This is a genomic window from Janibacter hoylei PVAS-1, from assembly GCF_000297495.1.
GTDB classification, from domain to species: domain Bacteria; phylum Actinomycetota; class Actinomycetes; order Actinomycetales; family Dermatophilaceae; genus Janibacter; species Janibacter hoylei.
This window is the reverse complement of the sequence record NZ_ALWX01000024.1, coordinates 1-23,431: the sequence shown is the minus strand read 5'-3', so window position 1 is coordinate 23,431 and position 23,431 is coordinate 1. Positions and strand designations below refer to the sequence as shown.

21 protein-coding genes and 3 pseudogenes are annotated in these 23,431 nt (G+C 69.9%); 10 read left to right on the top strand and 14 right to left on the bottom strand.

Annotated features, from left to right (window positions below; translation table 11 throughout):
• Together gyrA and gyrB are read right to left on the bottom strand one after the other, a co-directional pair.
• Positions 1-2,177, bottom strand: a 2,177-nt coding sequence (gene gyrA, locus B277_RS06780; RefSeq protein ID WP_007926518.1) for a DNA gyrase subunit A, incomplete at its 3' end; no start/stop codon positions are given.
• A gap of 71 nt (positions 2,178-2,248) precedes the next feature.
• A complete protein-coding gene (gene gyrB, locus B277_RS06775; protein WP_083853676.1) occupies positions 2,249-4,357 on the bottom strand; it encodes a DNA topoisomerase (ATP-hydrolyzing) subunit B in 2,109 nt (702 codons plus the stop codon).
• A 243-nt stretch (positions 4,358-4,600) separates the two neighbouring features.
• Between gyrB and B277_RS06770 the strand changes: the two genes are divergently transcribed.
• Positions 4,601-5,332 carry a hypothetical protein gene (locus tag B277_RS06770; RefSeq protein WP_156811750.1) on the top strand — a complete coding sequence of 244 codons (732 nt, stop codon included), beginning with the start codon at positions 4,601-4,603 and terminating at the stop codon, positions 5,330-5,332.
• 68 nt (positions 5,333-5,400) lie between these two features.
• Here B277_RS06770 and B277_RS06765 read toward each other — a convergent pair whose 3' ends face one another.
• From B277_RS06765 to dnaA, 8 genes and pseudogenes are all read right to left on the bottom strand, one after another.
• On the bottom strand, positions 5,401-6,270 hold the full coding sequence (locus tag B277_RS06765; RefSeq protein ID WP_007926515.1) for a hypothetical protein: 870 nt from the start codon (positions 6,268-6,270) through the stop codon (positions 5,401-5,403).
• Between the two features lies 1 nt (position 6,271).
• Positions 6,272-7,120 (bottom strand): hypothetical protein, encoded by an 849-nt coding sequence (locus B277_RS15915; RefSeq protein WP_007926512.1) that lies wholly within the window; start codon positions 7,118-7,120, stop codon positions 6,272-6,274.
• A 199-nt stretch (positions 7,121-7,319) separates the two neighbouring features.
• Positions 7,320-7,874, bottom strand: coding sequence for an LURP-one-related/scramblase family protein (locus B277_RS06755; protein ID WP_007926508.1), 555 nt, complete (start codon positions 7,872-7,874; stop codon positions 7,320-7,322).
• A 14-nt stretch (positions 7,875-7,888) separates the two neighbouring features.
• Positions 7,889-8,431, bottom strand: coding sequence for a DciA family protein (locus B277_RS06750; RefSeq protein ID WP_128277025.1), 543 nt, complete (start codon positions 8,429-8,431; stop codon positions 7,889-7,891).
• Positions 8,428-9,634: pseudogene (gene recF / locus B277_RS06745) on the bottom strand (DNA replication/repair protein RecF). The gene B277_RS06750 and the pseudogene recF overlap by 4 nt, the downstream one beginning before the upstream one ends.
• A 1-nt stretch (position 9,635) precedes the next feature.
• Positions 9,636-10,721, bottom strand: coding sequence for a phosphogluconate dehydrogenase (NAD(+)-dependent, decarboxylating) (gene gnd, locus B277_RS06740; protein ID WP_007926504.1), 1,086 nt, complete (start codon positions 10,719-10,721; stop codon positions 9,636-9,638).
• 51 nt (positions 10,722-10,772) lie between these two features.
• A complete protein-coding gene (dnaN, locus tag B277_RS06735; protein WP_007926502.1) occupies positions 10,773-11,906 on the bottom strand; it encodes a DNA polymerase III subunit beta in 1,134 nt (377 codons plus the stop codon).
• A gap of 746 nt (positions 11,907-12,652) precedes the next feature.
• A pseudogene (dnaA, locus tag B277_RS06730) lies at positions 12,653-14,159 on the bottom strand (chromosomal replication initiator protein DnaA).
• Between the two features lie 429 nt (positions 14,160-14,588).
• On the opposite strand from dnaA, the gene rpmH reads away from it, so the two are divergent.
• From rpmH to B277_RS06690, 9 genes and pseudogenes are all read left to right on the top strand, one after another.
• Positions 14,589-14,726, top strand: coding sequence for a 50S ribosomal protein L34 (gene rpmH / locus B277_RS06725; protein ID WP_007926496.1), 138 nt, complete (start codon positions 14,589-14,591; stop codon positions 14,724-14,726).
• Between the two features lie 10 nt (positions 14,727-14,736).
• Positions 14,737-15,111: a ribonuclease P protein component gene (rnpA, locus tag B277_RS06720; protein WP_007926494.1), complete on the top strand. Its 375-nt coding sequence runs from the start codon at positions 14,737-14,739 to the stop codon at positions 15,109-15,111.
• The gene (yidD, locus tag B277_RS06715; RefSeq protein WP_007926493.1) at positions 15,108-15,440 is read left to right on the top strand and encodes a membrane protein insertion efficiency factor YidD; all 333 of its coding nucleotides are present in this window, start codon (positions 15,108-15,110) and stop codon (positions 15,438-15,440) included. The genes rnpA and yidD overlap by 4 nt, the downstream gene beginning before the upstream one ends.
• Entirely contained in the window at positions 15,437-16,474 is a 1,038-nt protein-coding gene (yidC, locus tag B277_RS17405; protein ID WP_007926492.1) for a membrane protein insertase YidC, read from the top strand. Before yidD ends, yidC begins: the two co-directional genes overlap by 4 nt.
• A gap of 51 nt (positions 16,475-16,525) precedes the next feature.
• Entirely contained in the window at positions 16,526-17,155 is a 630-nt protein-coding gene (locus tag B277_RS17400) for a Jag family protein (protein ID WP_007926491.1), read from the top strand.
• 24 nt (positions 17,156-17,179) lie between these two features.
• Complete coding sequence (rsmG, locus tag B277_RS06700) at positions 17,180-17,818, top strand: 16S rRNA (guanine(527)-N(7))-methyltransferase RsmG (protein WP_007926490.1); 639 nt, start codon at positions 17,180-17,182, stop codon at positions 17,816-17,818.
• Positions 17,819-18,403: 585 nt separating this feature from the next.
• Positions 18,404-18,887, top strand: a pseudogene (locus B277_RS19510) (ParA family protein); the annotation flags it as partial.
• Positions 18,888-19,199, top strand: a complete 312-nt coding sequence (locus B277_RS19505) for a ParA family protein (RefSeq protein WP_420795268.1) — start codon at positions 18,888-18,890, stop codon at positions 19,197-19,199.
• Positions 19,196-20,299, top strand: coding sequence for a ParB/RepB/Spo0J family partition protein (locus B277_RS06690; protein ID WP_007926488.1), 1,104 nt, complete (start codon positions 19,196-19,198; stop codon positions 20,297-20,299). Before B277_RS19505 ends, B277_RS06690 begins: the two co-directional genes overlap by 4 nt.
• 99 nt (positions 20,300-20,398) lie before the next feature.
• Here the strand turns inward: B277_RS06690 and trxA are convergent, their stop codons facing one another.
• The 4 genes from trxA to sigM form a co-directional block, all read right to left on the bottom strand.
• Positions 20,399-20,722 (bottom strand): thioredoxin, encoded by a 324-nt coding sequence (trxA, locus tag B277_RS06685; protein WP_007926487.1) that lies wholly within the window; start codon positions 20,720-20,722, stop codon positions 20,399-20,401.
• Positions 20,723-20,768: 46 nt separating this feature from the next.
• Positions 20,769-21,803 carry a thioredoxin-disulfide reductase gene (gene trxB, locus B277_RS06680; protein WP_007926485.1) on the bottom strand — a complete coding sequence of 345 codons (1,035 nt, stop codon included), beginning with the start codon at positions 21,801-21,803 and terminating at the stop codon, positions 20,769-20,771.
• 109 nt (positions 21,804-21,912) lie between these two features.
• Positions 21,913-22,674 (bottom strand): hypothetical protein, encoded by a 762-nt coding sequence (locus B277_RS06675; RefSeq protein WP_007926483.1) that lies wholly within the window; start codon positions 22,672-22,674, stop codon positions 21,913-21,915.
• A complete protein-coding gene (sigM, locus tag B277_RS06670) occupies positions 22,667-23,296 on the bottom strand; it encodes an RNA polymerase sigma factor SigM (RefSeq protein ID WP_007926482.1) in 630 nt (209 codons plus the stop codon). The genes B277_RS06675 and sigM overlap by 8 nt, the downstream gene beginning before the upstream one ends.
• Positions 23,297-23,431 lie beyond the last annotated feature (135 nt).

Here is a 23,431-nt window from a genome sequence, read left to right as displayed (position 1 = left end):
ACGACGAAGACGTCCGGGTCGGTGCCGTCCTCGATGACGTTGAGCGCGAGCAGCGAGTCGCCGTCGCGGAACTTCATGCCCGTGACACCGCTCGTCGAGCGGCCCATCGGCCGCAGCACGTCGTCGGTCGCGTGGAAGCGCACCGACATGGCGTCCCGCGAGACGAGCAGCAGGTCGTCCTCGGCCGACACGAGGCCGACCCCGATGAGCTCGTCGTCCTCCCGCAGCTTGATGGCGATGAGGCCGCCGCTGCGGGGCGAGTCGTACTCGGTCAGGCGGGTCTTCTTGACCAGGCCGCGCTTCGTCGCGAGGACGAGGTAGGGGGCCGCCTCGTAGTCCTTGATGGCGTAGACCGCGGCGATCTGCTCGTCCGGCTGGAAGGCGAGCAGGTTGGCCACGTGCTGGCCCTTGCCGTCGCGGGCCGCCTCGGGCAGCTCGTAGGCCTTGACCCGGTAGACCCGGCCGAGGTTGGTGAAGAAGAGCAGCCAGTGGTGCGAGGTCGTCGTGAAGAAGTTGCGCACGACGTCCTCGCCGCGCAGCGCCGCGCCGCGCACACCCTTGCCGCCACGCTTCTGCGCGCGGTACTCGTCGACCCGGGTGCGCTTGGCGTAGCCACCCCGGGTGATCGTCACGACGACGTCCTCCTCGGGGATGAGGTCCTCCATCGCGACGTCACCGTCGTAGGGGAGGATCCGGCTGCGCCGCTCGTCGCCGTAGCGGTCGACGATCTCACCGAGCTCGTCCTTGACGATCTGCCGCTGCCGCTCGGGCTTGGCGAGGATGTCCTTGTAGTCGACGATCCGCGCCTCGATCTCGTCGTGCTCGTCGATGATCTTCTGCCGCTCCAGCGCGGCCAGACGGCGCAGCTGGAGGTTGAGGATCGCCATCGCCTGCAGCTCGTCGATGTCGAGCAGCTTGATCAGGCCCTCGCGGGCCTCGTCGACGGTCGGGGAGCGGCGGATGAGCGCGATGACCTCGTCGAGCAGGTCGAGCGCCTTGAGGTAGCCGCGCAGGATGTGGATCGCGGCCTCGTCCTTGCGCAGCCGGTACTCGGTCCGGCGGACGATGACGTCGATCTGGTGCTCGACCCAGTAGCGGATGAAGGCCGAGATCGGCAGCGTCCGCGGCACCCCGTCGACGAGCGCGAGCATGTTGGCGCCGAAGTTGGTCTGCAGCTGGGTGTGCTTGTAGAGGTTGTTGAGCACGACCTTGGCGACCGCGTCCCGCTTGAGGACGATGACGAGTCGCTGGCCCGTGCGGCCGGAGGTCTCGTCGCGGATGTCGGCGATGCCCGACAGGCGACCCTCCTTGGTCATCTCGGCGATCTTCTGCGCCAGCGCGTCCGGGTTGACCTGGTAGGGCAGCTCGGTGACGACGAGGCAGGTGCGTCCCTGGATCTCCTCGACCTCGACGACCGCCCGCATGATGATGGAGCCGCGGCCGGTGCGGTAGGCGTCCTCGATGCCGCGCGTGCCCATGATGAGCGCGCCGGTGGGGAAGTCGGGGCCCTTGATGAAGCCCATGACCGCCTCGAGGGCCTCCTCGCGGGAGGAGTCGGGGTGGTCGAGCATCCACTGGGCGGCGTCGGCGACCTCGCGCAGGTTGTGCGGCGGGATCTGGGTCGCCATGCCGACGGCGATGCCGGCGGAGCCGTTGGCGAGGAGGTTGGGGAAGCGCGCGGGCAGCACGTCCGGCTGCATCGTCTTGCCGTCGTAGTTCGGGACGAAGTCGACCGTCTCCTGGTCGATGTCGCGCACGAGCTCCAGCGACAGCGGAGCCATCTTGCACTCGGTGTACCGGGGGGCGGCCGCACCGTCGTTGCCCGCGGAGCCGAAGTTGCCCTGCCCGTCGATGAGCGGGTACCGCAGCGACCACGGCTGCACGAGGCGGACCATGGCGTCGTAGATCGCGCTGTCGCCGTGCGGGTGGTACTGGCCCATGACGTCGCCGACGACGCGCGAGCACTTGTTGTAGCCGCGGTCGGGGCGGTAGCCACCGTCGTACATGGCGTAGACGATGCGGCGGTGCACGGGCTTGAGCCCGTCACGCACGTCGGGCAGGGCGCGGGAGACGATGACGCTCATCGCGTACTCGATGTAGCTGCGCTGCATCTCCGCGTTGAGGTCGATCGGCTCGGTGCGATCCGCCTCGGGGGGCGTGGTGGGGGTGTCGGTCATGTGGTCAGGTCACCTCGGGGTCGTGCCGAAGGGGGGGGCAGGGCGGGTCGTCGCGGTGCGCGCCGGCCGGGTCAGATGTCGAGGAAGCGCACGTCGCGCGCGTTCTTCTGGATGAAGCTGCGGCGGGACTCGACGTCCTCGCCCATGAGCACGGCGAAGATCTCGTCGGCCGCGGCGGCGTCGTCGAGGGTCACCTGGAGCAGCACGCGGCTGGCCGGGTCCATCGTCGTCTCCCACAGCTCCTGGTAGTTCATCTCGCCCAGACCCTTGTAGCGCTGGATGGCGTTGTCCTTGGGCAGTCGCCACCCCTTCGCCTGGCCCTCGGCGACCATGGCGTCGCGCTCGCGGTCGGTGAAGGCGAACTCGTGGTCGTGGTTGGACCACTTGAGGCGGTAGAGCGGGGGCTGCGCCAGGTAGACGTAGCCGGCCTCGATGAGCGGCTTCATGAAGCGGAAGAGCAGCGTGAGCAGCAGGGTGCGGATGTGCATGCCGTCGACGTCGGCATCGGCCATGAGCACGATCTTGTGGTAGCGCGCCTTGGCGATGTCGAAGTCCTCGCCGATGCCCGTGCCGAAGGCCGAGATCAGCGCCTGGACCTCCTGGTTGGCGAGGATCTTGTCGATCCGCGCCTTCTCGACGTTGAGGATCTTGCCGCGGATCGGGAGGATCGCCTGGTTCTCCGGGTTGCGGCCCGCCTTGGCCGAGCCGCCGGCGGAGTCGCCCTCGACGATGAAGACCTCGGAGATCGTCGGGTCCTTGGACTGGCAGTCGGAGAGCTTGCCGGGCAGGCCGCCCGACTCGAGCAGCCCCTTGCGCCGGGTCGCCTCACGCGCCTTGCGCGCGGCCATGCGGGCGGCGGCCGCCTGGACGGCCTTGCGGACGATGTCCTTGCCCTCGTTGGGGTGCGCCTCGAGCCAGTGGCCGAACTCGTCGGTCATCGCCCGCTGGACGAAGCCCTTGACCTCGGAGTTGCCGAGCTTGGTCTTGGTCTGGCCCTCGAACTGCGGCTCGCCGAGCTTGACGGAGATGACGGCGGTCAGACCCTCGCGGATGTCGTCGCCGGTGAGGTTGTCGTCCTTGTCCTTGAGGAGGTTCTGCTTGCGCGCGAAGTCGTTGATGAGCTTCGTCATCGCCGCACGGAAGCCCTCCTCGTGGGTGCCGCCCTCGTGCGTGTTGATCGCATTGGCATAGGTGTGGACGGACTCGCTGTAGGCGCTCGTCCACTGCATCGCCAGCTCGAGGGAGAGGGCCCGCTCGGTGTCCTCCGTCTCGATCGAGATGATCTCGGCGGTGACCGGCTCGGCCTTCTTGGAGCCGACGAGGTGGCTGACGTAGTCGACGATGCCGTTGTCGTAGCGGTAGGAGACCTTGCGGGCCTTCTTGGCGGGGGCGGTCTCGCCGCCCTCCGAGTCGACGACCTCGGTGATGTCGTCGTCGACGTGGTCGAGGTCCTCGGCCTGCTCGGTCTCCGTGGGCTCGTCGACCCGCTCGTCGACGAGGTTGATCGTCAGGCCCTTGTTGAGGAAGGCCATCTGCTGGAAGCGGGCGCGGATCGTCTCGTAGTCGTACTCGACCGTCTCGAAGATCTCGGGGTTGGCCCAGTACGTGATCGTCGTGCCGGTCGCGTCGGTCTCCTCCTCACGGCGAAGGGGGCCGGTCGGCACGCCGTGGTCGAAGGACATGCGGTGGGCGTGGCCCTTCTGCCGCACGCAGACGTCGAGGCGGGTCGAGAGGGCGTTGACGACGGACGAGCCGACGCCGTGGAGGCCACCGGAAACCTTGTAGCCGCCGCCGCCGAACTTGCCACCGGCGTGCAGCTGGGTGAGGACGAGCTCGACCGCGGAGATGCCCTCGGCCTCGTGGATGTCGGTCGGGATGCCGCGGCCGTTGTCCTTGACCCGGACGGCACCGTCCTCCATGAGCGTCACGTCGATCGTGTCGGCGTGGCCGGCCATCGCCTCGTCCACGGCGTTGTCGACGATCTCCCACACGAGGTGGTGCAGACCGCGCTCGCCGGTGGAGCCGATGTACATGCCGGGCCGCTTGCGCACGGCCTCCAGGCCCTCGAGGACCTGGATCGCACTCGCGTCGTACTCGGGGCTCCCCGTGTCGGGGGACTTCGGCTGGATCTCAGGCGACTGCTCGTCTGCCACGGTGCTCCTCGAGCTGGTGCGGTGCATGGATCGCCGCGGGCTGGCCCCTGGGGCTGGCACCGCGGCCTCAACCCTCTGATCCTACCCTCTGGAGCGTCCTCGCGCGGCATCTTGTGGGCCCGTGGCGGCGGCTCTCGCCGCCCCACGGGGCGCCGGACGACTCCCTCCACACATCGGGGCCCCTCCGGCGCTCTCGTCGGCTGCACGACGACGCGCCGTCGGGGAGTCCTCCCCATGGCGCTGCGCACCGACGTCGTGAGGCTCGAGAGCATGATGACCACGCGCCGTACCCGTTCCTTCGCCGCCCTGGCCGCCGCCTCCGCGCTCGCGCTCTCCGCCTGCGGCGGTGACTCCGACACCGAGGGCAGCTCGTCGAGCACCTCCAGCTCAGCGGAGTCCTCCGCGAGCTCCTCCGAGGGCAGCGAGTCGCCCTCGGAGTCGGCCTCCGAGAGCCCGAGCGAAAGTGAGTCCGCCGAGGGCGAGAGCGGCGGCGAGGGCAGCGTCACCGCGTCGAAGTCCGGCGTCACCTTCGACGTGCCGGACGGCTGGACCACCGTGGACCCGTCCGCGCTGGCCAAGGACCCCGACAAGGCCCCGCAGTCGATCAAGACGATGGCCGAGACGGCGGGTCAGCCGGTCGACCAGTTCCTCACCCAGCTGTCGCAGAGCATCGACGTGCTCGTCATGGGCGAGGCGGAGGACGGCTTCTCCCCCAACATCAATGTCATCCCGAGCCCCCAGGCCCTCACCGAGTCCGACCTCAAGGCCAGCCTTGCGCAGCAGTCCGCCACGGTCTCCGGCACCGAGGAGGTCGACACGGACTCGGGCAAGGCCACCGTCGCGACCTACACGATGTCAGCGGGCAGCCAGACCGTCCACGGCCAGATGATCGCCGTGCCGTCCGACTCGGGCGCCGCCGTCATCACCGTCTCGACCATCGACAAGGACGAGACCGCCGAGGTCGCCAAGACCATCACCGACAGCGTCACCAAGGCCTCCTGACCCGGCCCACGACGCGGCGAGCCCGCCACCCCCTTCGTCCGGGGTGGCGGGCTCTCGCCGTCCCGGGGTCAGGAGCAGGCGCCCGCCGGCAGCTCGTCGCGGTGCCGGCGCACGACCTGGGCGAGCTGGTCCGCGATGGCCGTGCCCTGGGCATGGGTCCCGGTGCGTACCTGGAGGGTCACCGCCGTCCGACCGCCCTCGCCGGGGACGATCCCCAGCTGGCGCACGACGTACCCCTCCGGCGTCGAGCCCCAGCCGCCCTTGTACCGGGCCCCGGCGATGCCGCCGAGACCCCAGCGCTGGCCGTCGACGACCTGGCCCATCGCAGTGGTGACCGGTCGCGAACCGCTGAGGCAGGGCAGGGCGGAGGTCATCCGGGTCTGGTCCGTCAGGCGCCACGTCGCCTGGCCGAAGGGGGAGTACCCCTCGACGACGACGCGCGACGGGACCCCGGTGCGACGGTCACCCCCACGACGCAGCTGCTCCTCCACCGCCCCGGAGGCGCTCGCCCCGTCGCCGAGGGACTCCCACAGCCTCGCTGCGGCCTCGTTGTCCGAGGCGGTGAGGGCCGAGGTGATGTCGGTGGACAGGCGCTCACCGTCGCCCGCACGCACGACGGCCAGGGCGAGAGGGACCTTGATCGTCGACCAGGCGACGAGCGGCGGGGCATCACCGACGACGACCGGCACGCCGCCACCGACCGGGGCGTAGGCCAGGGCGATGTCGGCGTCCGGGTGGTCCGCGACGACCCGGCGAACGTCACGCGCGAGACCGGCGGAGGGCTTCGTCGAGGTCGGGCTGGCCGTGCTCGTCACCGAGGTGCTCGGGGTCGAGCTGCTCGAGGAGGCTGCGCTCGACGGGCCCTCCGGGGCGCCACAGGCACCCGTGGCGACGACGAACGCCGTCAGCAGCGACCCGCCGAGCAGCCGCCGCCGCACGTCAGTAGAGGACGACGACGGCGTCGTTGCCCCCGGTGCAGCGGGTGATGGTCGAGCCGGTGCAGGTCATCGTGTAGTTCTTCTTGGTCACGGGACTGCGCACCTCGAGCTTCGTCGAGCCGCTCGTCGGGTCCTCCGCGAGGTAGGCATCGCGCACCGCGCCGGCGAAGGCGCAGCTCGTGACCTCGGAGCCACGTCCCACGGAGGTGCCCTGCTTGGGTCCGGCGCACTTGGTGACGCCGTCGGGGAGCTTGCCCGTGCGCCTGTCCGTCGTCGACGAGGAGCTGCTCGACGACGAGGTCGAGCTGGACGTCGATGTGGAGGTCGTCGGCTGCGAGGTGGAGGTCGACGTGACCGTCGTCGACGTGGCCACCGGCTCGTCGTCGGCGCTGTTGAGCGCCATGACGGCCCCACCGACGCACAGGCCACCGACGAGCACCCCACCGACGAGCATGCCGACCATGCCCGCCGGGGACACACCCCGACCCGGCTCGCGACGCGGAGGCTGATGGGCCTGCGGCTGCTGCGCGTAGGCCTGCTGCGCCGGCGCGGCGTGGGCCTGCTGCCAGGCGGCAGGGGCGGGGGCCGCCGGTGGCGCGGCCTGCGGCTCGGGCTGCCACCAGTCCTCGGGCACGGCACCCGACGGGGTGGGCTCGGGCGTGATCGGCGGGACGACCGGCGTGGCCTGCGTGGGCTCGCCGCGGCGGCGCAGCTCGACGTCCTGCGTGGGCTCGTCCTCGGACTCCGTGGGCGCAACCTCCCGCGTCGGTCCCATGTGACCGGACGGGGTGGGGTCGCCGAAGAAGTCGTCGAAGGCGTCAGCGCCTCGACCGTCCTTCGGACCACTCATGATGCTCTCCTCGCAGGCATGGACACGCCCTCGGGATCAAGAGCGGCACCTCACGATGCCATAACAACCCGGGGTGACCGCCAATCGTCCGTGACGGGCGTCACCCCTTCGCGCCCGACACCGGCGTCGCCAGCCCACCGAAAGGGGTGCGCAGGTCGCGGATGAAGAAGCAGTTGACCCACACCATGCAGGCGTACGCTCAGCCGTTGTTGCGCTGCTTGGCCCGGATAAGGTCGAGCGCGATGACGGCGCCGATCGTCCCGAGCTTTTCGGGGGCCGGCACCTGGGGGCTGAAGCCGAGGACGTAGCGCTCGCGCCCGAGGAAGACCTGGGTGACGCCCGGCCAGTGCCTGCTCACCGTCGCGGCCACCCCACCCGGCCCGGTCACGCTGAACTCGTGGTCGAAGAGGGAACCGTCCAGGCGCAGCTGCGGGCCGGTCGTCAGCTCGATGCGCAGCGCCTTCTTGAAGAGGGTGAACTCCTTGACGATGCGCGCGACGAGGTTGCCGTGCCCGTCGAGCACCTCGAAGCGGTCGAGACCGAGGTTGGGCGGGTCGACGAGCCGCATGAGGAGGGTCCCGTCGCTGTCGACGATCGCCAGCTGCCGGTTGCCCATGAGCAGCCGCGAGCCCGCACCACCCTCTGTGACGATCCGCCCGACCGGCTGCCCGGTGAGGTCGTGGATCGCGAAGTCGTTGCTCAGGAAGGACCGCACCTGGTACAGGACGATGGCATCGGTCTGCAGGATCCCCACGTGCCCAGTGTGCTCTACCCGTACGTGTCCCGAGGGCCCCGACCGTCGCTCGTGCGCCGCGGACCACGCGACCACGACGGGGCGCTCGGCCCGTGCACCCGGATCTCGTGGACGACGTCCGGCCCCACGGAGTCGGTGATCCGCCCGAGCAGGGTGCTCGACAGCAGCCGGATCTGGGTCGCCCAGGCCGTCGAGTCGGCACGCACCGACAGCACCCCGGCCTCGAAGGTCACCGGCTCGCAGTGCTCGGCCACCTCACGACCGACGATCTCCGACCACCTGCCCATGACCGACCCGGCGGCGACGTCGACCTGCCAACCGCGGTCGCCGACGAGTCGCTCGACCTGGTCACCGATGGTCTGCGGGTCGCGGCCGCCGAAGGACAGCACCCCCTGCGGCTGCCACTTCCGCTTGCGGCGCGGCTTCATCCCCGGGCGCAGCCCCTTGCCCGCCGCCACGGCGCGGGCCCGGGCCAGTGCCGCTGCGGCGGCGTCCTGCTCCTGCGGCCCCTCCACCCCGCCCTCCGACGAAGGGGGCGGGACCTCCCCTTCGCTCATGGGGCGGACACCTCGCCGAGACTCACCGCGTAGGTGCGGCCGGCCAGCCCCTCGGGCACGTCCTCGGGCACGGCAGCGGTGATGAGCACCTGCTCGCAGTCGGCGATCATCGCGGCCAGCCGCTCGCGCCGCCCGGAGTCCAGCTCGGCGAAGACGTCGTCGAGCACGAGCACCGGGTCGTCGCCCAGGTCGTGCCGCAGCAGGTGGTAGGCCGCCAGCCGCAGACCGAGGGCGAAAGACCACGACTCACCGTGGCTCGCGTACCCCTTCGCCGGCATCTCGCCCAACCCGAGCACGAGGTCGTCACGGTGGGGGCCGACGAGGTTGACCCCCCCGCTCGATCTCCTGGCTGCGCCGCTCCGCCAGCGTCTCCAGGAGCATGGTGCGCAGCTCGTCCGGCTCGGGCACCGCGCCGCCGGCGATCGCCTCGGCCGCCGCATCGTGCAGCGAGCTGCGGTAGACGGCAGTCGCCTCCGACTGGTTGGCGCTCACCTCGCGGTAGGCCTCCTGCAGGTGCGGCACGAGGTCACGCAGCAGCCGCAGTCGCGCGTAGAGCAGCTGGCTGCCGACCGTCGCCAAGTGGTCGTCCCAGATGTCGAGGGTGCGCACCGCCTCCTCGGCGGCCTCCCGCGGGTCGACGCCCTCCGGTACCGAGGCGCTGCGTCGCCCCCGCCCCGGGCGGCCACCGAGGAGCGAGGCTGCCGACTTCAGCAGGGCACCGCGCTGCTTGAGGATCTTGTCGTAGTCGGAGCGCACCCCGGCCCAGCGGGGCTGACGCTGCACGAGGAGGTCGTCGAGGAAGCGCCGCCGCTCACCCGGGTCGCCCTTGACGAGCGCCAGGTCCTCCGGCGCGAAGAGCACCGTGCGCAGCGTGCCGAGCACGTCGCGGGTCCGCGGCAGCGGCGAGCGGTTGAGCTTGGCCCGGTTGGCCTTGCCCGGGGTGATCTCGAGCTCGACGAGGCTCTCGCGACCGTCGCGGACGACAGCGCACCGCACGATCGCCCGGTCCGCGCCGAAGCGCACGAGCGGCTGGTCGGTCGCGACCCGGTGACTGGAGAGGGAGGCGACGTAGCCGATGGCCTCGACGAGGTTGGTCTTGCCCTGGCCGTTGAGCCCGACGAGAGTGCTGACACCCGGCTCGAGTGCCAGCTCGGCGCTCGGATAGCTGCGGAAGTCCCCGATGCTCAGGTGACGGACGTGCACGTCACTCGGTCGACCCGGACCCGCTCGTCGGTCCCGGCGACCCACCCGTGCTCTGCGTGCCCGACGTGGGACCCGCGTCGGCGGCATCCCCCTGCGCGGCCTCGGCGGGGGCCGCCGGCTTGTCGATCTTCTTGTCCTCCTGGGCCCGGCTCGCGGCGGGCGAGGCCACGCCCTTCGCCGCCTCGGCACGCAGGTCCTCGCCCTCGGCGACGGTCATCACCTGGTGGCCGCCGAACTGGCCACGCAGCGCGGCGACCGCCTGCATCGCGGGGCTCACCTGCTGACGGGAGGCGAAGCGCGCGAAGAGCGAGGCTGAGATGACCGGCATCGGCACGGAGTTGGCGATGCCCTCCTCGACGGTCCAGCGGCCCTCTCCCGAGTCGGCGGTGTAGTCGCTGACGTCGTCGAGATCGGGATTTTCCTCGAGGGCCTTGACCATGAGGTCGAGCAGCCAGGAGCGCACGACGGTGCCGCGGCTCCACGCCTTGAAGGCGCCGGGGACGTCGGTGACGATGTCCTTCTTCTCGAGCAGCTCGTAGCCCTCGGCGTAGGCGTGCATCAGGCCGTACTCGATGCCGTTGTGCACCATCTTCACGTAGTGACCGGCACCCACGGCGCCCGCGTGGACGAAGCCCTCGTCGCGCGGCCCCTCGGGACGCAGCGCATCGAAGATCGGCATCGCCTGCTCGACGTGCGCGGCGTCGCCACCGACCATGAGGCCGTAGCCGTTGTCCAGGCCCCAGATGCCGCCGGAGACGCCGCAGTCGAGGTACCCGACCCCCTTCGTGCCGAGCAGCTCGGCATTGGGGCCGTCGTCGCTGAATCGGGAGTTGCCACCATCGATGACGAGGTCACCGGGCTCGAGACGCTCAGCGAGGTCGGCGATGACCGCCCGGGTCACCTCGCCCGCCGGCACCATGACCCAGACGACGCGCGGGGTCTGCAGCGCCTCGACCATGGCCTGCACGGACTCGACGTCGGAGACCTCGGGGTTGGTGTCGTAACCGACGACCTCGTGACCGGCACGGCGCACACGCTCGCGCATGTTGCCGCCCATCTTGCCCAGACCGATGAGACCGAGCTGCATGACGAGTGCCTTCCTGTCGGGGGTCGCCCTGGGGTGCAGGACGAAGGGAGGTCAGCCGGCGAGACGCACCGGCTGCAGGACGTAGCGGTAGGAGGTGTCCATCTCGCCGTCCTGGCTCTCCTGGCCGGTGATCATCGCCGGCTTGAGGGGAGCGGTGAAGGAGAGCCGGGTGAAGTTGGTGCCGAGCACGCCGAGCCCATCGAGGAGGTAGCCGGGGTTGAAGGCGACCTCGATGTCGGGCCCGTCGACGGCGGCCTCGACGGCCTCCGAGGCCTGGGCGTCGTCGCCGGTGCCGGCCTCGATCGTCACCTGGCCGTCGGTGAACTTCAGCCGCACCGGGGTGTTGCGCTCGGTGACGAGAGCGACGCGCTTGACGGCCTCGGTGAGCAGCTCGGTGTCGACGACCGCCTCGGTCTCGCTCGAGCTCGGGAAGATTTTGGCGACCTTGGGGTACTCGCCGTCGAGCAGACGACTCGTCGTGTGCCGCTGGCCGGCCTCGAAGCCGACGAGACCGGAGCCGCCCGCCGCGGCACCGAGGGAGACTTCGATGGAGCCGGCGGCACCGAGGGCCTTGGCTGTGTCGGACAGGGTCCGGGCCGGGATGAGCGCGATGTGGCTGGCATCGGAGGCATTGGGTTTCCAGGTGAGCTCGCGCATCGCGAGGCGGTAGCGGTCGGTGGCGAGCAGGGTGACCTTCTCGCCCTCGATCTCGACGCGCACGCCGGTGAGGATCGGCAGGGTGTCGCCGCGGTCGGCCGCGATCTGCACCTGCTGGACGGCCTGGGTGAAGGCAGTGCCGTCGATGCTGCCGCTGGCCTCGGGGCTCGTCGGCAGGGTCGGGTACTCGTCGGCCGGCATCTGGAGGAGGGCGAAGCGCGAGCTGCCGCAGGTCACCTGGACCTTGGCGCCGTCCGTGGTGACGTCGACCGGCTTGCCCGGCAGGTTGCGGGAGATGTCGGCGAGCAGGCGGCCGAGGACGAGCACGGTCCCGGGCTCGGAGACCTCGGCGGCGACGGTGATCCGCGCCGAGACCTCGTAGTCGAAGGTCGAGAGCGTGATCGTGCCCTCGTCGCTGGCCTCGATGAGGACACCTGCGAGGACGGGGACCGGAGGTCGGTTCGGCAGACCGCGGGCCACCCAGGTGACCGCCTCGGCCAGCACATCGCGCTCGACGCGGAACTTCACGACAGACCTACCCTTCGGCGCGCCCGTGAGGGAGCTGGATGGATGACACGTTCTTCGGTGGTGCCCATGGCGAATGACACGTCGGACGTGCGCACACGCATGGGCTCCAGACATTACGCGGTCGAGCGCCCGGTCGGCGACTGCGGGTCGCCTTGTCATTCGTCGTCCGGGCGTGGTCCACAGATCGGGCCACCGTCATGCGTGGGGGAGGGATCGGATGGAGAGAGGACTCATCGTTGTCATGGGCGGTGTGGATCTCGTGGACAAGTGGGTTCTGGCCCGAGATCTGGCGGTACACAGCTGTGGACAACGCCGTGGATGACGACGTGCACGACAGAGGGGTGCTGTGGGTGGAGATGCGTCGTCACCAGTGGGCCCTCGTCGTGCACACGTCGTGCACAGCGTCGTCCTCACCCGGTTGTGGGTAGATCCGGTGGTCTGGGGCCACCTCCAGGCGTCCGAAGGTAGTGGCCAGCCCCTCGGCACCGCGCGCGCCGGGCCAGGGTGTGGACGAGCGGGGGACGTGGTGTGGACGAGGCTCGCCGTACCCCGACTTTTCAGGTGCTTCCGGGTATGCACAAGGTTGTCCACACCTTGGGGACATGTGGACGAAGGGAGGGGGTCCCGCGAGATCACGCCCGGATCTCGGGTGGCACACAGCTGGGGAGAAGCCTGTGGACAACGAGCGATGCGCGTGTATCCGTGAATATCTGCTGGGGGATAGATCGACCGATAGTGATCGATCGTCAGCCGGCCTGCTGCTTGATCCGGTTCGTCAGCTCGGTGACCTGGTTGTAGATCGCCCGCCGCTCGCCCATGAGCTCACGGATCTTGCGCTCGGCGTGCATGACCGTCGTGTGGTCGCGGCCGCCGAACTGCTTGCCGATGTTGGGCAGAGACATGTCGGTGAGCTCGCGGCACAGGTACATGGCGATCTGGCGCGCGGTGACGAGCAACCGGGTGCGTGAGGCGCTCTGCAGGTCCTCGATGCTCAGCCCGAAGTAGTCGGCCGTCTGCGCCATGATCGTCGCGCTCGAGATCTCGCTCGACTGCTCGTTGGGGATGAGGTCCTTGAGGACGATCTGGGCGAGCCCGATGTCGACCGGCTGACGGTTGAGGCTGGCAAAGGCGGTGACGCGGATGAGCGCACCCTCGAGCTCGCGGATGTTGGTGCTGATCCGACTGGCGATGAACTCCAGGACGTCCGCCGGGACGGAGAGCTTTTCCTGGATGGCCTTCTTGCGCAGGATCGCGATGCGGGTCTCGAGGTCAGGCGGCTGCACGTCGGTGAGCAGGCCCCACTCGAAGCGGCTGCGCATCCGCTCCTCGAAGCCCGAGAGGAGTTTCGGAGCGACGTCGGAGGTGATGACGACCTGCTTGTTGGCGTTGTGCAGCGTGTTGAAGGTGTGGAAGAACTCCTCCTGCGTCTGCATCTTGCCCTGCAGGAACTGGATGTCGTCGATGAGCAGGACGTCGACATCGCGGTAGCGACGCTGGAAGTTGGCCGCCTTGTCGTCGCGGATGCTGTTGATGAAGTCGTTGGTGAACTCCTCGGAGTTCACGTACCGCACCTTGACGTGGGGGTAGAGGCTGCGGGCGTAGTGCCCGATCGCGTGGAGCAGGTGGGTCTTGCCCAGGCCGGACTCGCCGTAGATGAAGAGCGGGTTGTACGCCTTGGCCGGGGCCTCGGCGACCGCGACCGCTGCGGCGTGGGCGAAGCGGTTGCTCGCGCCGATGACGAAGGTGTCGAAGATGTACTTCGGGTTGAGCCGGGTCAGCTCGACCTGCTCGGGCTCGGGCCGCCCGCGACGCGGTCGCACGGGTGCCGGCTCGGGGTCCTCGTCGACGAGGCCGTCGTCGCGGTCCTCGACGGGCAGGGTCGACGACAGGCCCTGGGGTCGGGGGGGCGGTCGTCTCCGCGGGAGCAGCCGGCTCCGGGTCGAGACCCTGGGTCGGCGGGAGCGGCTCACCGTCGGCGAGGTCGGGGTCGACGGTCACCGCGAGGCGGATCTGACGCCCGAGTTGGTCGGAGAGGGCCTGGGTGACGTGGCGGCGCAGGCGCTGCTCGACGAAGTTCTTCGAGAAGTCGTCGGGGACGGCGATCAGGGCGGTGTCGTCGAGGAGTCCGACGAGGCGGGCCATGCTGAGGAAGGCGCGACGCGTGACGGGGACACCGTCGGCGTCCAGGGACTCGAGGGTGGTGCGCCACACCTCACCGAAGTCGACCTCGTCGGCCACGGGCGCACACCTCAAATTCCTGCGGCTCGCTGGCCGATCGATTCCCTGTCAGCTCTCATCCTGCCCCGGTGACGGCGGATCATCCACATCGTTGTCCACAGACTGTGGGTATACATGTGGGGCAGGTGCGCTGACGCTAACAACCCGAGCGGGCCGGGGCAAGCCGATCGGACCGGCAATCGTGCCGTCATCGGCGTGTCGCCTCGTCCGGGCCCGCCGACGCTGGCATCGTCATGCGGTTGGCCCACCGACACCGGCCGATCGTCGTGGGTTTGACCCTCTGTGGCGGCGTCCCGTACCGTGGTCGTCGGCCTGTCGGCCGCTTTCGCATGCCCATCATCCCGCTGGACCCCCGGTGAGCGAGGTGGGCTTCCGATCGCGGCCGAAGGGCGTAGAGGACTTCAGCACCGGGCCCACCGGCCCACCGACCCATCGGAGACTGCCATGAGCAAGCGCACCTTCCAGCCCAACAACCGTCGCCGCGCCAAGACGCACGGCTTCCGTCTGCGCATGCGGACCCGCGCCGGCCGGGCCATCCTGTCCAACCGCCGCGCCAAGGGCCGCTCCAAGCTCTCCGCCTGACGAGCCGCTGGTGCTGCCCGCGCGGCACCGCCTGACGGACCGCGCGGACTTCGCGGCAACCATCCGGGGACGCGGCGCCAAGCGCCACGGTTCCAGGCTGCTCGTGGTCCATGCCCGTGTGGCGGACTCGACCCAGACCGACGCCCGAGGAGATGACTCCCCGCGCGTCGGTCTCGTCGTGTCCAAAGCGGTGGGCAATGCCGTGACCCGGACCCGGGTGAAGCGCCGTCTGCGGGCCCAGGCCGCCGAGCTGATCGGCGGCCTGCCGGCCGGAGCCGACGTGGTCATCCGGGCCAACCCGGCTGCAGCCGCCGCTGACTCGCACGAGCTGGGTGACGCCCTTCGACACTGCCTGCGTCACCTCCTCGACGGGGACCGGGCATGAAGGTGCTCGCGCTGCCACTCATCGGCCTCGTGCGCGGCTACCAGCTGCTCGTCTCGCCACTGCTGCCCCAGAGCTGCCGCTATTTCCCGAGCTGCTCGGCCTACGGTCTGACCGCCCTGCGCAGGTTCGGCCTCGTGCGGGGCAGCTACCTGACCGTGCACCGCATCGTGCGGTGCAACCCCTGGTCCGCCGGGGGCATCGACCACGTGCCCGACACCTGGGCGCAGCGCGGCTCGCCTGACCTGGCGCGTCCGCGCTTCGCCGATGTCGAGCGCGACGACGACGACGTCGACACCGGCGTCACCGACCGAAGGACGTTCACCACGTGAGCTTCAGCGACATCATGTACCCCTTCGAGTGGCTCGTCGCCTGGATCATGCATCTGTGGCACGGCGCACTCACCGCGATCGGCCTGCCGGAGGCGAGCGGGTGGACCTGGACGCTGTCCATCGTCGGCCTCGTCGTCGTCATGCGGGCGGCGCTCATCCCGCTCTTCGTCAAGCAGATCCACGCCTCGCGCAAGATGCAGCTCATCCAGCCCGAGATGGCGAAGATCCAGGCGAAGTACAAGGGCAAGAACGACCCGGACTCCCGTCAGAAGATGACGGAAGAGACGATGGCGCTCTACAAGGACAGCGGGACCAACCCCTTCGCGTCCTGCCTGCCGATCTTCGCGCAGATGCCCTTCTTCTTCGGCCTCTTCCGGGTGCTCAACAGCCTCGACGAGATCGGTGCCGGTACCAAGAGCGGCATCGGCCCGATCACCCAGGCGGTCGCGGCCCAGGCCGAGTCGTCCACGATCTTCGGAGCCCAGCTGTCGGCCCAGTTCCTGGGCACGGACGGGGGCCTGAGCGTCAAGATCGTGACGATCACGCTCATCATCCTCATGTCGCTGACGACCTTCACGACGCAGTACCAGCTGATGCGCAAGAACATGCCGGCTGCCGCGCTCGAGGGTCAGTTCGCGCAGCAGCAGAAGATCATGCTGTACCTCTTCCCGATCATCTTCGCCGTCTCCGGCGTCTACTTCCCGATCGGTGTCCTCATCTACTGGTTCACGACCAACCTGTGGACGATGTGCCAGCAGTTCTACGTCATCCGTCGCATGCCGGCGCCCGGCTCCGCCGCGGAGAAGGCGATGCAGGATCGTCGCCGCAAGGCGGGCAAGCCGCTCGACACCCCCGAGGAGGCGCGCGAGCGGGCTCACGACGCCGAGATGGCCGAGGAGCTGACGGCGAAGGGCGTGATCTCTGGTCAGCGCCAGCAGCCCACCTCCAAGAGGCGGGCCAAGAAGAAGGGCGGCCCGCCGCCGAAGTCGGGTGGCTCTGCCGTGAGCGAGCAGAAGCCCAAGACTGACAACTGACCTCGGTCGTCCCTCGTTGGACGACCGCCCGCCACACGCAGGAGAAGCACCATGAGTGAGACCCCCATAACCGAGGTCGCGGCCGAGCCGGAGACCACGGAGACCCCCACCCCCGAGACGGCGGCGCCGAAGCGTTCGCGTCGTGAGCTGCTGGAGCGGGAGGGGGAGGTCGCGGCTGACTTCCTTGAGACGCTCCTCGACATCGCCGACCTGGACGGCGACATCGACCTCGACATCGACGGAGACCGCGCGGCCGTGGCGGTCGTCGATTCGGACGAAGGTCGGGTCCCACGGCGGCTCGTCGGCCAGGACGGCAAGGTGCTCGAGGCGTTGCAGGAGCTGACCCGCCTCGCCGTGCAGTCGGCGACCGGCGACCGCAGCCGCCTCATGCTCGACGTCGCGGGCCACCGCGCCGCTCGTCGTGCCGAGCTCGTCGAGCTGGCGCAGCAGGCGATCGACACCGTGAAGTCTTCCGGCGAGTCGGTGGACCTGGATCCGATGAGCGCCTTCGAGCGCAAGGTCGTCCACGACGAGGTGCTGGCTGCGGGCCTCGTCTCGGACTCCTCGGGTACGGAGCCCCGGCGCTACGTTGTCGTGCACCCCGCTGAGGCGGCTGCCGGCGACCAGTCGACCGACGCATCGACCTCGGACTCGGCCGCCGCCGACTCCGCCGATGCGTGACGTTTCACGTGAAACGGCCCGGTCATGACCGCTGAGATCCCCCCGGCCCCGGACGGCGCTCACCGACTCTTCGGTGAGCGCCGTCCGCGCGCCGAGGCCTTTGTCGCCATCCTCGCGGACACGGGTGTGAGCCACGGACTCATCGGTCCGCGCGAGGTGCCCATCCTGTGGGAGCGCCACGTCCTCAACTGTGCCGTCATCGAGGACGCGTTCAGTCGAGACGCCCGTGTCATCGACGTGGGGTCGGGCGCAGGTCTGCCCGGTCTCGCTGTGGCGATCGCTCGACCCGACCTCGATGTCCATCTCGTCGAGCCGATGCTCCGACGGACGGAATGGCTCGAGCACACGACCCGCGAGCTCGACCTCGAGAACGTGACCGTCCACCGTGGTCGCGCCGAGGAGTTCCACGGCCAGCTGTCGGCTCCCTTCGTCACGGCGCGGGCTGTGGCCCGTCTCGACAAGCTCGCCCGGTGGTGTGTCCCTCTCGTCGACCCCGGTGGTCAGATGATTGCCATGAAGGGGCGATCGGCAGCGGATGAGATCGCTAAGGCGGCGAAGGTGCTACGGCGACTGGGAGTGACAGCAAGCGAGGTCACGCCGCACGGTGCGGACATCCTGGACGAGCCGACACTCACCGTGGACTGCTCGGTGCGGGGCGGCTAGCTCGCACCGGACTCATTTGCGGCCCGTTTCACGTGAAACACGTGAAACGGGCCGCGGTCGTGTCACGCCCGGGTCCGGAGGATCAGCGGCCCCAGCTGCACTCCGAAGCAGCAGGCTCCATGGCGCCACCGTCGACCTCTCGCGTTTCACGTGAAACACGGCGCCATCCCCAGACGGCTGTGCACGACATGTGGACATCCCTGTGCATGACGAGCCTGTCATCCACAACGACCACGCGCGTTTGGCGTGTCGGCCCCCGCTGGGGTTGGATGGCGGGGCTCGCATGCCCACAGGAGGAATGTCTCGGTGACACCAGCACGAACCGTTGCCCCGGGGATCGGATGGCCGGGTCTGGAGACACCGGCGGCTACGGCACCTGTCGGCTGGATCGCCGACGAGGTGGTGGGTGCGGCTGCACCACCCCTCGACGCGGCACCTGTGGACGACGTGACCGACCCCGTGTCCCTGGCGGAACCCGCCCCGACCCACGAGGTAGCCGTGCCGGAGATCGACGAGACGCAGGGCGCCGCCCGCCCCGCCGCGGACGAGCCGCCAACGCTCCCTCGCCCGCCGAGGCCGCGGATCATGACGGTGTCGAACCAGAAGGGTGGTGTAGGCAAGACGACGACGGCGGTCAACATCGCTGCCGCGCTCGCCGAGGCCGGGCTCCACGTCCTCCTCATCGACACCGACCCGCAGGGCAATGCGAGCACGGCGCTCAACATTGACCACCACTCCGAGGTCCCCAGCGTCTACGACGTCCTCGTCGACGGCACCGCGATCTCTGACGTCATCCAGGCGTGTCCGGATGTGGACAACCTGTGGTGCGTGCCCGCGACGATCGACCTGGCGGGAGCGGAGATCGAGCTGGTCTCCCTCGTTGCCCGGGAGAGCCGCATGAGCAAGGCGATCGACCGGTGGATGGTGGAGCGTGCCGAGGCCGGTGTGGCCCGGATCGACTACGTCATCATCGACTCGCCCGAGCCTAGGTCTGTTGACGGTCAACGCCTTCGTCGCCGCCGACGAGGTCCTCATCCCGATCCAGTGCGAGTACTACGCCCTCGAGGGGCTGAGCCAGCTCCTCAACAACATCCAGCTCATCAAGACGCATCTCAACCAGGACCTCCACGTGTCGACGATCCTGCTGACGATGTACGACGCCCGCACCCGGCTGTCGGCGCAGGTGGCCGACGAGGTGCGGGAGCACTTCGCCAGTCAGGTGCTCGAGGCCACCGTCCCGCGATCGGTCCGCGTGTCCGAGGCTCCGAGCCATGGCCAGACCGTCATCACCTACGACCCGCAGAGCACGGGGGCCCGTTCGTACCGGGCAGCCGCCGCCGAGATCGCCCACCGTGGCGCCGAGATGAAGGAAGAAGCATGAGCGAGAAGCGACGCGGTCTCGGGCGGGGCCTGGGAGCCCTGATCCCTGACGCCGGGACGGCAGGACGGGGCACCGAGCGCCCCGTGGACGTCTTCTTCCGAGACCAGGAGCGGACCCCGACGGTCCCCAACACGGTCGCCGGCATGGTGGCGGAGCAGCACTCCGCGTCGGATGAGGGTGCCGACTCGTCGAAGACCGTCGTCCCGGATGCCCCGACAAGCGGTATTTCGCAGGAGCAGGAAGCGCCCGCGGAGCAGACGGCTCCAGACGGCCTCGCACCGGTGCCCGGAGCGACTTATGCCGAGGTTCCCGTGGCGGCCATCCGCCCCAACCCCAAGCAGCCCCGCACCGTCTTCGACGAGGACGACATGTCCGAGCTGGTCCACTCGATCCGTGAGATCGGTGTCCTTCAGCCCATCGTGGTCCGGCGCGTCACCGCCGAGGACGGCGTCGAGTACGAGCTCATCATGGGCGAGCGCCGGTGGCGGGCCAGCATCGCGGCCGGCAAGGAGACGGTCCCGGCCATCATCAAGGCCACGGAGGACGACGCCCTCCTGCGGGACGCACTGCTCGAAAACCTCCATCGGAGCAACCTCAACGTCCTCGAGGAGGCGGCGGCCTACCAGCAGCTGCTCGACGACTTCGGATGCACACAGGAGGAGCTCGCCGGGCGGATCGGGCGCTCCCGCCCGCAGATCTCCAACACCCTGCGTCTTCTGCGGCTGCCCCCACTCGTGGCTCGTCGGGTCGCTGCCGGGGTCCTCAGCGCAGGCCACGCCCGGGCCCTGCTGACGCTCGACGACGGTGAGCAGATGGAGCGACTCGCCCAGCGCATCGTCGCCGAGGGGCTGTCGGTCCGCACCGTCGAGGAGATCGTGGCCCTCGGCATGGACCCGGAGAAGCCGCGCCGATCCGCCCCCCGGGCGGGCCGGTACAGCCCGCAGCTCGACGATCTCGCCGGCCGTCTCAGCGATCGGCTCGACACCCGGGTGAAGATCAACCTCGGTCAGCGCAAGGGACGGATGACGATCGAGTTCGCGTCGATGGAGGACCTCGAGCGCGTCCTCGGGCAGATGGGCGTCGAGGCCGACATCGACTGACGCCTCTGACGACGAGAGGCCCCGCGGCAGCGCCGCGGGGCCTCTCGTGTGTGTGACGCTCGGATCAATGCCGATGTGCCACAACCAAATTCGTCAGACTCAGGAGACGAAGGGGTCGAGCTCCTTGACGAGCTTGGGCTTCGGGACGGCACCGACGATCGTCTTGACGACCTCGCCGCCCTGGAAGACGTACATGGACGGGATCGAGGTGATGCCGTACTTCGCGGTCGTCTGCGGGTTGGCGTCGGTGTCGAGCTTGACGATCTTCAGCTTGCCGTCGTACTGGCCGGACAGCTCCTCGAGGACCGGGGCCACGGCGCGGCACGGGCCGCACCAGGTCGCCCAGAAGTCGACGAGGACGGGGATGTCGCTCTTGAGGACGTCCTGCTCGAAGGTGGCATCGGTGGTCGGCGTGGTCGCCATGTCGGGTCCTTGTCTCTCGGTGACGGGTCGGTGGTGGATCGGTGGGTCAGCGGGCGCCGACGGTGCCGGCGACGGGGTTGTCCTGCGCGGTGAGGGCCTGGTCCTCGGCGGGCAGGCCGGCCTCCTCGCGGGCGGCGAGCCAGCGCTCGGCGTCGAGGGCCGCGGCGCAGCCGGAGCCGGCCGCCGTGATGGCCTGACGGTAGGTGTGGTCGACGAGGTCGCCGGCCGCGAAGACGCCGTCGACGTTGGTGCGCGAGGAGCGTCCGTCGACGAGGACGTAGCCCTCCTCGTCCAGTGCGACGGTCGTCGCGTCGGTGGTGGCCTTGAGCAGCTCGTTGCGCGGGTCGTGACCGATCGCGACGAAGAGGCCGGTGGCCTCGATCTCGCGCGTCTCGCCGGTGACGGTGTCGCGAAGGGTGAGCCCCGTGACCTTGTCGTCGCCGTGGATCGCCGCGACCTCGCTGTTCCACGCGAACCGGATCTTGTCGTTGCCGTGGGCGCGCTCGGCCATGATCTTGCTGGCGCGCAGCTCGTCGCGCCGGTGGACGATCGTCACCGAGCGGGCGAACTTCGTGAGGAAGGTGGCCTCCTCGACGGCGGAGTCGCCCCCGCCGACGACGACGATGTCCTGGTCGCGGAAGAAGAAACCGTCGCAGGTGGCGCACCAGCTGACGCCGTGGCCCGACAGACGCTTCTCGTCGGGCAGCCCGAGCTCGCGGTAGGCCGAGCCCATGGCGAGGATGACGGCGTGGGCCCGGTGGGTGCCCCCTTCGCCGTCCGTGACGACCTTGACCGGGCCGTCGAGCTGGACGGCGGTCACGTCGTCGGTGACGATCTCGGTGCCGAAGCGCTCGGCCTGTGCGCGCATGCCGAGCATGAGGTCAGGACCCATGATGCCGTCGGTGAAGCCGGGGAAGTTTTCGACATCGGTCGTGTTCATGAGTGCTCCGCCGGCGGTGACCGAGCCCTCGAACATCAGGGGCTGGAGGTTGGCCCGGGCGGCGTACACGGCGGCGGTGTAGCCCGCCGGGCCGGAGCCGATGATGATGACATTGCGGATGTCGGAGCTGGCGTCGGCCACGAGGAGAGTCCTTGGATCGGGGAGGGCGCCACAGGGCGCGCACGGTCTGAGAGGTCAACGCCATCGTAGATCCGTCTGTTCCCCGGGGCGGGGCGCACCCCCGCTCAGGTCACTGCTCGGTGAGGTCGACGGCGTCCGGCCAGATCGGCTCGCACCCAGAGGTGATGGCCCAGGCCTTGGCGGGGCCGTCGGGGAGGCTCTGGGCGACGATGAGCAGACCGTCCTCCCCGTCGAACTTCGCGACGTCGACGACGACGGCCTGCATCTGGGGTGCGCCGAGTCGGGCGAGGCAGTCGCTGGCACCGGCTGCCGTCGTCAGCGTGCCCAGAGCCCGGTCGTTGGTGTTTTCGGGGAACTCGGTGGGGTTGTCGAGCAGCTGCGATGCGCCGTCCGATACGGTCGCCTCGCTGTAGTCCTGGCCGCTCGCGGTGATGACGAAGGCCGGGACCTCGTCGTCGGGCGAGGCCGCGTCTCCGGCCGCCTCGCTGCTCCCGGCGGACTGCTTCGCGCTCTGCGTGGGCGCGGCGTCGGATGCGGTGTCCCCGCCGCCGTCGAGCCGGTTGATCATCAGACCGCCGACCCCGAGCGCGACGACGATCGCGGCGGCCGCTCCGAGGATCCACGGCGCCTTGGGCCGCCGGGTGCCCCGCGGGCCGGCGTCGCCCATCGTCCGCCAGAAGGGGGTGTCGTCGGTGTCCGACGCCCCACCGTCACCGTCGACGTCGGCGGTGTCTGACGGAGCTTGGCGGGCGGCTTCTTCGTCCGCGAGGCTCTCGGTGATGCGCTTGTTGAGGTCGGCGGGCATCGGTCCACTCTCCTTGAGGCTGGCCAGCAGGTGACGCATGCCCGTGGGGTCCTGGTCCTCAGTCATGGCCACCTCCCTTCGAGTCCGTGTGGCCTGGTGTGTCTGACGTGTCGGCTGCGCCGGAGGTTCCCTCGTCGGTGAAACCTGCGGCGACCAGCGCGGCGGCGAGGGCCTCACGGCCCCGGGCGCAGCGGGACTTGACGGTGCCCACCGCGACGTCGAGCACCTGCGCGGCCTCGGCGACGGGCAGGCCGTGCATGTCGACGAGGACGAGGGCCAGGCGCTGTCCCTCGGGCAGGCTGTGCAGCGCCTCGTGCACGGCGAGCCGGGTGTCGACCCGGCTTGCGGAGTCGGGTGCTGCCGGTGCGCGCGAGACGACCTCGTCGGTCAGCTCGGCGGTGGGCCGCGTCTTGCGGATCTGGTCGATGCTCGCGTTGACGACGATGCGGTGCAGCCAGGTCGTGACCTGGGCGTCACCGCGGAAGGAGTCGGCCCGACGGAAGGCCGACACGAAGCCCTCCTGGACGGCCTCGGCGGCCAGCTCGCGGTCGCCGCAGACGCCGACCGCGACGGCCCACATGCGGTCACGGTGGCGCCGGTAGACCTCGCCGAAGGCCTCTCGGTCACCGGCGACGTGGCGCCGCAGGAGGATCCGGTCGTCGACCTCGTCGAGGGGCGTGGTCGTCATCGTGTCAGCGGACGGTGACTTCGCCGAGGCTGGCGCGATAGCGGCCGTCGTCGGAGGGAGCGAGGGAGGTGAACCAGATGGTCACGTACTGCGCCGTGACCTCGGACTGCGGCTCGAGGACGACCTGGCCGGTGC

Excerpts from the sequence above, each read along its gene's own strand:
- gyrB (WP_083853676.1), bottom strand. The coding sequence starts at position 4,357 with ATGCACCGCACCAGCTCGAGGAGCACCGTGGCAGACGAGCAGTCGCCT.
- B277_RS06770 (WP_156811750.1), top strand. The coding sequence starts at position 4,601 with ATGATGACCACGCGCCGTACCCGTTCCTTCGCCGCCCTGGCCGCCGCC.
- B277_RS15915 (WP_007926512.1), bottom strand. The coding sequence starts at position 7,120 with ATGAGTGGTCCGAAGGACGGTCGAGGCGCTGACGCCTTCGACGACTTC.
- B277_RS06750 (WP_128277025.1), bottom strand. The coding sequence starts at position 8,431 with ATGAGCGAAGGGGAGGTCCCGCCCCCTTCGTCGGAGGGCGGGGTGGAG.
- gnd (WP_007926504.1), bottom strand. The coding sequence starts at position 10,721 with ATGCAGCTCGGTCTCATCGGTCTGGGCAAGATGGGCGGCAACATGCGC.
- rpmH (WP_007926496.1), top strand. The coding sequence starts at position 14,589 with ATGAGCAAGCGCACCTTCCAGCCCAACAACCGTCGCCGCGCCAAGACG.
- yidD (WP_007926493.1), top strand. The coding sequence starts at position 15,108 with ATGAAGGTGCTCGCGCTGCCACTCATCGGCCTCGTGCGCGGCTACCAG.
- B277_RS17400 (WP_007926491.1), top strand. The coding sequence starts at position 16,526 with ATGAGTGAGACCCCCATAACCGAGGTCGCGGCCGAGCCGGAGACCACG.
- rsmG (WP_007926490.1), top strand. The coding sequence starts at position 17,180 with ATGACCGCTGAGATCCCCCCGGCCCCGGACGGCGCTCACCGACTCTTC.
- B277_RS06690 (WP_007926488.1), top strand. The coding sequence starts at position 19,196 with ATGAGCGAGAAGCGACGCGGTCTCGGGCGGGGCCTGGGAGCCCTGATC.
- trxA (WP_007926487.1), bottom strand. The coding sequence starts at position 20,722 with ATGGCGACCACGCCGACCACCGATGCCACCTTCGAGCAGGACGTCCTC.
- B277_RS06675 (WP_007926483.1), bottom strand. The coding sequence starts at position 22,674 with ATGACTGAGGACCAGGACCCCACGGGCATGCGTCACCTGCTGGCCAGC.
- sigM (WP_007926482.1), bottom strand. The coding sequence starts at position 23,296 with ATGACGACCACGCCCCTCGACGAGGTCGACGACCGGATCCTCCTGCGG.